The sequence below is a fragment of the Streptomyces sp. NPDC047072 genome, from assembly GCF_040643855.1.
Lineage (GTDB): Bacteria > Actinomycetota > Actinomycetes > Streptomycetales > Streptomycetaceae > Streptomyces.
Window position 1 is genome coordinate 1 of sequence record NZ_JBEYVC010000281.1, and the last position, 8,538, is coordinate 8,538.

Genomic DNA, 8,538 nt, shown 5'->3' on the forward strand with positions numbered 1-8,538 from the left:
GTTGTTGATCACGATGCGGTTGTCGAAGAGCAGCTTCACCGGGACCGCGCGGCCAGGACGGCCGGTTCGCGTTCCCGGTCGAGGAGGAAGTCGAGGAGTTCCGCGCGCAGCGGCCGGGACTCGGGGGTGCCGGGCGCGGCGAGTACGGCGGCCAGCGCGGCCCGTACCCGCTCCGGGCCGCCGTCCAGCAGCCCGGTGACCAGCGGGCGCAGCACGGCGCGGACGGCGGGGCCGTGGTCGAGGCGCCGGTCGACGTAGGCGGCCACGTCCCCGGCGGTCTCCGGGCGCGCCCGCACCGCCTCCCGGACCAGCTCGGTGACCCGGCGGGCCAGTGCGGGCGTGGTGACGTCGGCGAGCGTGCGCAGCGCCTCCCCCGCCTCCGGCCGCCGCAGCCGCTCCCGGAAGGCGTCCAGGACCGGGTCGGGATCGGTGGCGAGCGCGGGAACCAGGGCGCTCGCCGGGAACTGCGGGTCGCCGGCGGCGAAGTGCCCGAGCGCCTGCGGGAGATGACGGGCGCGGGTGCGGGGGTCGCGGACCAGCAGGGCGAGCGCGCCGCCGTGCAGGGTGCAGTCCTCGGGGCGGGCGAGCAGCGCGAGGGCCGCGTAGCGCAGCAGTTCGCGGTCGGGCTCGGTGCGGACGTGCGGGGCGGCACGCAGGCCGTACGCCACCGCCGCCACCCGCCGCGCGGGCCGCTCGTCGTGCGCCCACCGGTCCACGGCCCGGCACACCGCCGACGGCTCCTCCTCGGCGAGCACGGCGAGCAGTTCGTCGGCCCGCCGGTGCGCCCGGCCGACGAGGATCTCGGTGAGGTCGTCCAGGGCCCGGGTCCGATGGGTGTGCAGCAGCGCCTGCGCGGCCTTCGCCACGGTCGCGTGCGGGGTCGCGGGCAGCGGCCGCTCGTCGTCGAACCACCGGGCCAGATGCGGCTGTACGGCGGTGGGGTCGGCGGCGAGCAGTTCCGCGACGGTGTCCAGGAACCGGGGGCCGGGCTCCTGCGGCGGGCCGTCGGCGAGGACGAGCCGCCGGAGCAGGTCGAAGCGGGCCGCGTCCGGGACGGGCAGCGCGGTCCAGAAAGCGGGCCCGAACTCGTACGGCAGCGGCCGCTCCCGGCGGCGCCGGTCCACGATCCGGTCGGCGAGCTGTCGTAGGACATCGGTGTACGGCGTCGCGTCGGGCACCCTCAGCAGGACCTCGGCGAGCAGCCGGGCGGCCCACCAGGAGTGCGGGTCGGCGTCGAGGGCGTGCAGCAACTCCTCCAGGCGGTCGGCGAGTCGGGGCGTGCCCTGCTGGCGGGCGACGAGGAGGAGGGCCTGGACGACCGGGCCGATGCGGTGGTGCGGGACGGGGAGGGGGTGCGGGCGGCCGGTGCGGGGGCGGTGGACCAGGGCGCGCAGGGCCTCCTCCAGGTCCAGGTGGGTGCCCTGGATCCAGTCGGCGAGTTCCTCGTGGGCGAAGCGGTAGCCGGTGCCGGCGGGGACGAGGAGGCCCTCGGTGAGGACGGCGGAGGCCCAGCCGGTGCCGCCGCCGAGCCGCGCGGGCGCGGGGCCCCACGGGAACACCGCCTCGAACGACTCCCGGTCCAGCTCGCCCTGCCCGGGCCCGAGACTGCGCCGCGCGGCCTCGTGCACCTGCCCGGCCACCTTGGCGGCGAGCCGCCGTACGGCGGTGCCGCGCAGCCCCTGCTCGGCGGCGAGCCGCACGGCGACGCGCAGGCACATCAGGTCCAGGTACGCGGAGAAGACGTCGTGCCGGTCGGCGGGTGTCTGCGGAGCCCCGGGCAGCGCGGCCCGCACCTCGGCGAGCAGCCGGAGGGTGAGGGGGTGGCGGGCGTCAGCGCCGGTGAGGGCGCCGTCGGGAATGCGGTACCGGACGCGGGCCCGCCGGGCCTCGCCCTCGGAGAGGTCACCCAGCCGAACGCAGCGCGGAAACGGGCGGCGGGCCTGACCGGACGCGTCGGGCTGGGCCGCCCTCGCGTTCCCCTGGTGCTCCGCCCCTACGCCCTGCTCGGGTGCTCCGAGCTGTGCCGACACTCCGGATTGGGCCGACGCTCGGGGTTGGTCCGGGGCTCCGGACTGGGCCGACGCTCCGTCTCCCCGGCACCCCGCCGCCGCGTCCACTCCCGCTGCCAGCCGCCCGTGCAGCATGTCCTCCGGGAAGCCCGCGCACTCCCAGTACTCCTCCCGGCACGCCACGACCAGTCGCGCCCCCGTCTCCCGCAGCCAGGCCGCCGTGCCGTCCGTCCAGTCAGCGAGGCGGTGGGCGAGGACGGGGGGCATCTCCTCGGGGCCGTCGAGGAGGAGGAAGAGGGGTCGGCCTGCGGCGTGGGCGAGGCGGGCCAGGCGTTCGGGGGTGATGTCGCCGAGGTCGCCACCGGCGAGCCGGCGGCCGGCGGGGACCGTGTCCGCCGCGCTCGCGACGATCCGGGCCGCCCGGCTCAGCGCGCGGCGCGCCGCGTCGGCCACGGAGGCGTCCTCGTCCTGGAGGTCGGCACCGCGCAGCCAGAGCGTGGGGGCCGGTGCCGCGCTCCGGTGCCGGCGTGCGGCGAGGACCGCGAGTTCCGTCGTACGACCGCTGCCGGGCGGCCCCACGAGCCCGAGGACGGCGTCCCGCCCTTCGGTGAACTCAGCGAACTCCCGCACCACCGCGCCCCGTTCGACCGGCTCGGCGCCCTCCGCCCGCCCCAGATACCCGTCCAGCACCCCCGGCGGCCCGTCCTGCCCCACGGAGGTCGCCGTCAGCTCCAGCACCCCGGCGAGATTGAGATCGACACCGTACGCCGGCACGGTCGCCGCGTTCTCGGCGAGGAGCGCGGCGAGGGGGTCGTGGTCCGGGGCCAGATAGGGGTGGCCGAGAGGGCTGGAGCCCGACGCCGGGGGCGGGTCACCGAGCAGACCGGAACCCGACGCCGAGGCCGAGCACGGGTCACCGAGCGGATCGGAACCCGAGGCCGAGCACGGGTCGCCAAGAAGACCAGAACCCGACACGGAGCACGGATCACCGAGCAGACCAGAGCCCCACACCTGACTCGGGTCACCGAGAGAGCCGGACCCCGACGCCGAGCACTGGCCGCCCACAGGACCGGAGCCCGAGGCCGAGCACGGGTCGCCAGGAAGACCAGAACCCGACTCGGAGCACGGATCACCGAGCAGACCAGAGCCCCACACCTGACTCGGGTCACCGAGAGAGCCGGACCCCGACGCCGAGCACTGGCCGCCCACAGGACCGGAGCCCGAGGCCGAGCACTGGCCGCCCGCGGAAGCGGAGCCCGGTGCCGAGCACGAGCCGTCCGGAGAGCCGGCACCCGGCGCCTGGCGCGAGCCGCCGGGCGATCCCGGGTCCGGGACCCGGAGTGGGACCGCGAAGCCGATGTCGCGATGGCCGCTCTGGAGCGCCGTGCCCAGGACCGCGACCACCGCTCCGGTCGCCGCGTCGAGCACCGGCCCCCCGGCGGCCCCGCCGCCCAGCCGCAGCGCGTCCCGCCCGGCCGTGCCGATCGCCAACTCCAGTGTGCCCTCGACGAGGTGGAAGCGGTCGGTGGCGGTGTACGTCGCGGTCGTCGAGTCGAGCACCCGCGCCTCGCGCCAGCAGCCCGCGGGCAGCCGGACGTACGCGCCGATGTCGACCCCGCCCCGCACGGACACCGGCAGCGGGTCCACGCCAAGCCCCTCGGTGCGGACAAGCGCCAGGTCCAGCTCGGGCAGCGGGGTCACCGCGTCGGCGCTCACCACACAACTGCGGTCGCTCCCGGCGCGCAGTACGAGCCGGGGCAGGCCGTCGACGGTCTCGTGGCTGGTGATCACCGTGCCGTGGTGGTCGGCGACGAAGCCCGTCCCGCGCGGGCGCCCGGCGAGGTCGTGGATGTGCACGAGCTCCGCGTCACGGCCGGGACCGGGACGCGGCTCATGACCCCCACGCTGCCGCCCCCGCGCATGCCGCGACCGCTCCCCGGACCGCGAACGCTCGTCCCCCTGGGACCGCTCACCCGCCCCGGACCGGTCACCGCGCCGGGAAGACTCGTCGGCTCGGGACCGCTCGTCACCCCGGGAACTCCCGCCGGACCGGGACCACTCACCGGACCCCGAACGCTCCTCACGCCGGGATCGCTCCCCGGACCCCGAACGCTCATCACCCCGGGACCGCTCACCCGCCCCGGACCGGTCACCGCGCCGGGAAGACTCGTCGGCTCGGGACCGCTCGTCACCCCGGGAACTCCCGCCGGACCGGGACCACTCACCGGACCAGGACCGCTCCTCGGCCCGGCCCGACCGCTCCGGACCCGGAGTGGCCCGGTCACCAGCGCCGTGCATGGTCGAACCTCCCCGCCGAACCGCTGTCCCGTATTCGACGGTAGGCGCGCGGTGATCAGCGGGACAGATCGCGTCATGAACGCGCCCCCTTCCGCTCCCCCGGTTCACTCCGAGCGCCTGCCCGCGCGGGTGAATGAATGGGGGACGGCGGATACACCCTAGGGATGGGGGAACCGAGGGGGGACCGTGGAGCGGCGGCACAACCCCGTGATCGCCGCTCCACGGGCAAGAAACCCCGGTGCCCCCACCGGCCGAAGACCGGCGGCCTCAGCCGAAGACGGCCAGGCTCTTCGCCTTGCCCTTCTGCTCCTCCACGAGCGCGAGGAAGCGGTCCTCGGGGTCGAAGACGGCGACCGCGCCGCGGCCCGCGTACTCGTCCGGAATCTCCAGCCGCACCCCGTTGAGGAGCAGCTTGGCCCGCCGGGCGTCGACGTTCCAGCGCGGGAACGCGGCGGTCGCGGCCTCCCCGATCGGCAGCACCGCCAGCTCCTCCTGGTGCTGTGCGAGAGTCCGCGCCGCGTCCAGCTTGTACGGCCCCACGCGGGTGCGGCGCAGCGCCGTGAGGTGGCCGCCGACGCCGAGGTCCGCGCCCAGGTCGCGGGCGAGCGCCCGGATGTAGGTGCCGGAGGAGCAGACCACCGACACGACCAGGTCGAGAACCGCAGTGCCGTCCTCGGCAACCGCGTCCCGGACGTCGTAGACGGTGAAGGACGAGATGGTGACCGGCCGCGCCGGGATCTCGAACTCCTCGCCCTCCCGGGCCCGCTTGTAGGAGCGCACGCCGTCGATCTTGATGGCACTGACCTTGGACGGCACCTGCATGATGTCGCCGCTCAGCTTGGCGATGCCCGCGTCGACGGCGTCCCGGGTGACCTTCGAGGCGTCCACCGACCCCGTGATCTCGCCCTCGGCGTCGTCGGTGAGCGTGCTCTGGCCGAGCCGGATCGTGCCCAGGTACTCCTTCTCGGTCAGCGCGAGGTGCCCGAGGAGCTTGGTCGCCTTCTCGACACCGAGGACGAGCACGCCCGTCGCCATGGGGTCGAGGGTGCCGGCGTGTCCGACGCGGCGGGTCCTGGCGATCCCGCGCATCTTGGCGACCACGTCGTGCGAGGTGAAGCCCGACGGCTTGTCGACGATGACAAGGCCGTCGGGCGTGGTGTTCTTCGGGGTCATTCGGAGGCGTCGTCCTCGTCGGGCTTCTTGTAGGGATCGGCGTCCCCCGCGTACGCGGCGCCGGCGGACGCCTCGCGCACCTTCTCGTCGGACTGGCGCGCCTTGTCGAGGAGGTCCTCGATGGTCTTGGCGGTGTCCGGGAGGGCGTCGGCCACGAAGGTGAGCGTCGGGGTGAACTTCACGCCCGCCGCCGCGCCGACCGCGGAGCGGAGCACGCCCTTGGCGCTCTCCAGTCCGGCGGCCGCGGCCGCCCGCTCCTCGTCGTCGCCGTACACCGTGTAGAAGACGGTCGCCTCCCGCAGGTCACCCGTGACGCGGGTGTCCGTGATGGTGACGTGCGAGCCGAGCCGCGGGTCCTTGATCCCACGCTGCAGCTTCTGGGCCACCACCTCTCGGATGAGGTCCGCCAGCCTCTTGGCACGCGCGTTGTCGGCCACTGGTCCGTCTCCTTAAGTGCTTACTACTTGCTTCAGTCTTCGTCGCTGTGGAGCCTGCGTCGAACGGAGAGCAGTTCCACCTCGGGCCGTGCGGCGACCAGCCGCTCGCAGCGGTCCAGTACGTCGGTGAGGTGTCCCGTGTCCCCGGAGACCACCGCGACCCCGATCTCGGCCCTGCGGTGGAGGTTCTGGCCGCCCGTCTCGGCCACGCTCACCGCGTACTTGCGCTGGAGCTCGGCCACGATCGGACGGACGAGTGAGCGTTTCTCCTTCAGCGAGTGGACGTCGCCGAGGAGCAGGTCGAAGGACAGAGTCCCCACGTACATGTGTGTGTCCGGATGTCCCGCCGGTTCGGGGTACGGGCACCGCACTTGGGCGCCGATACGGGAACCGTACACGCAACGGCCGGAGCCGATCGACGGATATTCACTCCGCCGACCGGCTCCGAGCGTGTGCTACGACGATCAGACGCGAGGCTTCTCGCGCATCTCGTACGTCGCGATGACGTCGTCGATCTTGATGTCGTTGAAGTTTCCGAGGTTGATACCGCCCTCGTAGCCTTCGCGGATCTCGGTGACGTCGTCCTTGAAGCGGCGCAGGCCCTCGATGTTGAGGTTCTCCGCGATGACCTTGCCGTCGCGCAGGAGTCGGGCCTTGGTGTTGCGCTTGACCTCGCCGGAGCGGATGAGAACACCCGCGATGTTGCCCAGCTTGGACGAGCGGAAGACCTCGCGGATCTCCGCCGTACCGAGCTCGACCTCTTCGTACTCCGGCTTGAGCATGCCCTTGAGGGCCGCCTCGATCTCCTCGATCGCCTGGTAGATGACCGAGTAGTAGCGGACGTCCACACCCTCGCGCTCGGCCATCTGCGCCGCGCGGCCGGCCGCGCGGACGTTGAAGCCGATCACGATGGCGTCCGAGCCCATCGCCAGGTCGATGTCCGACTCCGTGACCGCACCGACGCCGCGGTGCAGGACGCGGATGTCGACCTCTTCGCCGACGTCCAGCTGGAGCAGGGAGGACTCGAGGGCCTCGACGGAACCAGAAGCGTCACCCTTGATGATGAGGTTGAGCTGCTGGACCTCGCCGGCCTTGAGCACCTTGTCCAGGTCCTCGAGCGAGACGCGGCGCGTGCGCTTGGCGAAGGCCGCGTTGCGCTCGCGGGCGGCACGCTTCTCGGCGATCTGGCGGGCCGTGCGGTCCTCCTCGACGACGAGGAAGTTGTCGCCCGCGCCCGGGACGTTGGTGAGACCCAACACCTGGACCGGGGTCGACGGACCGGCCTCGGCGACGTTGTTGCCGTTGTCGTCGAGCATGGCGCGCACGCGGCCGTAGGCGTCGCCCACGACCATGGTGTCGCCGACCCGCAGGGTGCCTCGCTGCACGAGGACCGTCGCCACGGCACCGCGGCCGCGGTCGAGACGGGACTCGATGGAGATGCCCTGCGCGTCCTGGTTCGGGTTGGCCCGCAGGTCGAGCGAGGCGTCCGCGGTGAGGACCACGGCCTCCAGCAGGGAGTCGATGTGCAGACCCTGCTTGGCGGAGATGTCGACGAACATGGTGTCGCCGCCGTACTCCTCGGCCACCAGGCCGTACTCGGTCAGCTGACCGCGCACCTTGGTCGGGTCGGCACCCTCGACGTCGATCTTGTTGACCGCGACGACGATCGGGACGTCGGCCGCCTTGGCGTGGTTGAGCGCCTCGATCGTCTGCGGCATGACGCCGTCGTTGGCCGCGACGACCAGGATCGCGATGTCCGTCGACCGGGCACCACGGGCACGCATGGCGGTGAACGCCTCGTGACCCGGGGTGTCGATGAAGGTGATCGCGCGGTCCTCGTCGTTGACCTGCGTCGAGACCTGGTAGGCACCGATGTGCTGGGTGATGCCGCCGGCCTCGCCCGCGATGACGTTCGTCTTGCGGATGGCGTCCAGAAGACGGGTCTTACCGTGGTCGACGTGACCCATGACGGTCACGACCGGCGGACGGACGACCAGGTCCTCGTCGTCGCCCTCGTCCTCGCCGAACTCGATGTCGAAGGACTCGAGCAGCTCGCGGTCCTCCTCCTCGGGGCTGACGATCTGAACCGCGTAGTTCATCTCGCCCGCGAGGAGCTGCAGCGTCTCGTCGGAGACGGACTGCGTGGCCGTGACCATCTCGCCGAGGTTCATCATGACCGCGACGAGCGACGCCGGGTTGGCGTTGATCTTCTCCGCGAAGTCGGTGAGGGAGGCACCGCGCGACAGGCGAATGGTCTCGCCGTTGCCGCGAGGCAGCATCACGCCGCCGACCGACGGGGCCTGCATGGCCTCGTACTCCTGGCGCCTCTGCCGCTTCGACTTGCGACCGCGACGCGCGGGACCGCCGGGACGACCGAAGGCGCCCTGCGTGCCACCACGGCCACCGGGACCACCCGGACGACCACCGAAGCCGGGACGGCCGCCGCCGCCCGCACCGGCACCCGGACCACCGGGACGACCGGCGAAACCGCCGCCACCGCCACCGGGACCGCCGGGACGACCGGCGAAGCCACCCAAAGCACGGCCAAACGCCTCGGTGATCCTCGAGCCGGGGCGCAGGAACCGTACGCCCAGTCGAGGCGCTCGCAAGGCGCAGTAGGC

The 8,538-nt window shown here is 73.3% G+C and carries 4 protein-coding genes and 1 pseudogene; all 5 read right to left on the minus strand.

Annotated elements, in window-relative coordinates; translation table 11 throughout:
* Window positions 1-35: 35 nt before the first annotated feature.
* Window positions 36-3,866 carry a trypsin-like peptidase domain-containing protein gene (locus tag ABZ896_RS50725; RefSeq protein WP_360945649.1) on the minus strand — a complete coding sequence of 1,277 codons (3,831 nt, stop codon included), beginning with the start codon at window positions 3,864-3,866 and terminating at the stop codon, window positions 36-38.
* Between the two features lie 708 nt (window positions 3,867-4,574).
* The gene (gene truB, locus ABZ896_RS50730) at window positions 4,575-5,480 is read right to left on the minus strand and encodes a tRNA pseudouridine(55) synthase TruB (RefSeq protein ID WP_360945652.1); all 906 of its coding nucleotides are present in this window, start codon (window positions 5,478-5,480) and stop codon (window positions 4,575-4,577) included.
* Entirely contained in the window at window positions 5,477-5,917 is a 441-nt protein-coding gene (rbfA, locus tag ABZ896_RS50735; protein WP_360945655.1) for a 30S ribosome-binding factor RbfA, read from the minus strand. The genes truB and rbfA overlap by 4 nt, the downstream gene beginning before the upstream one ends.
* 32 nt (window positions 5,918-5,949) lie before the next feature.
* On the minus strand, window positions 5,950-6,243 hold the full coding sequence (locus tag ABZ896_RS50740) for a DUF503 domain-containing protein (protein WP_360945658.1): 294 nt from the start codon (window positions 6,241-6,243) through the stop codon (window positions 5,950-5,952).
* 138 nt (window positions 6,244-6,381) lie between these two features.
* Window positions 6,382-8,451 (minus strand): annotated as a pseudogene (infB, locus tag ABZ896_RS50745) (translation initiation factor IF-2); the annotation flags it as partial.
* Window positions 8,452-8,538 lie beyond the last annotated feature (87 nt).

What these genes read in the sequence shown, in the direction of transcription:
- truB (WP_360945652.1), bottom strand. Translation starts at nt 5,480, where the DNA reads ATGACCCCGAAGAACACCACGCCCGACGGCCTTGTCATCGTCGACAAG.
- ABZ896_RS50740 (WP_360945658.1), bottom strand. Translation starts at nt 6,243, where the DNA reads ATGTACGTGGGGACTCTGTCCTTCGACCTGCTCCTCGGCGACGTCCAC.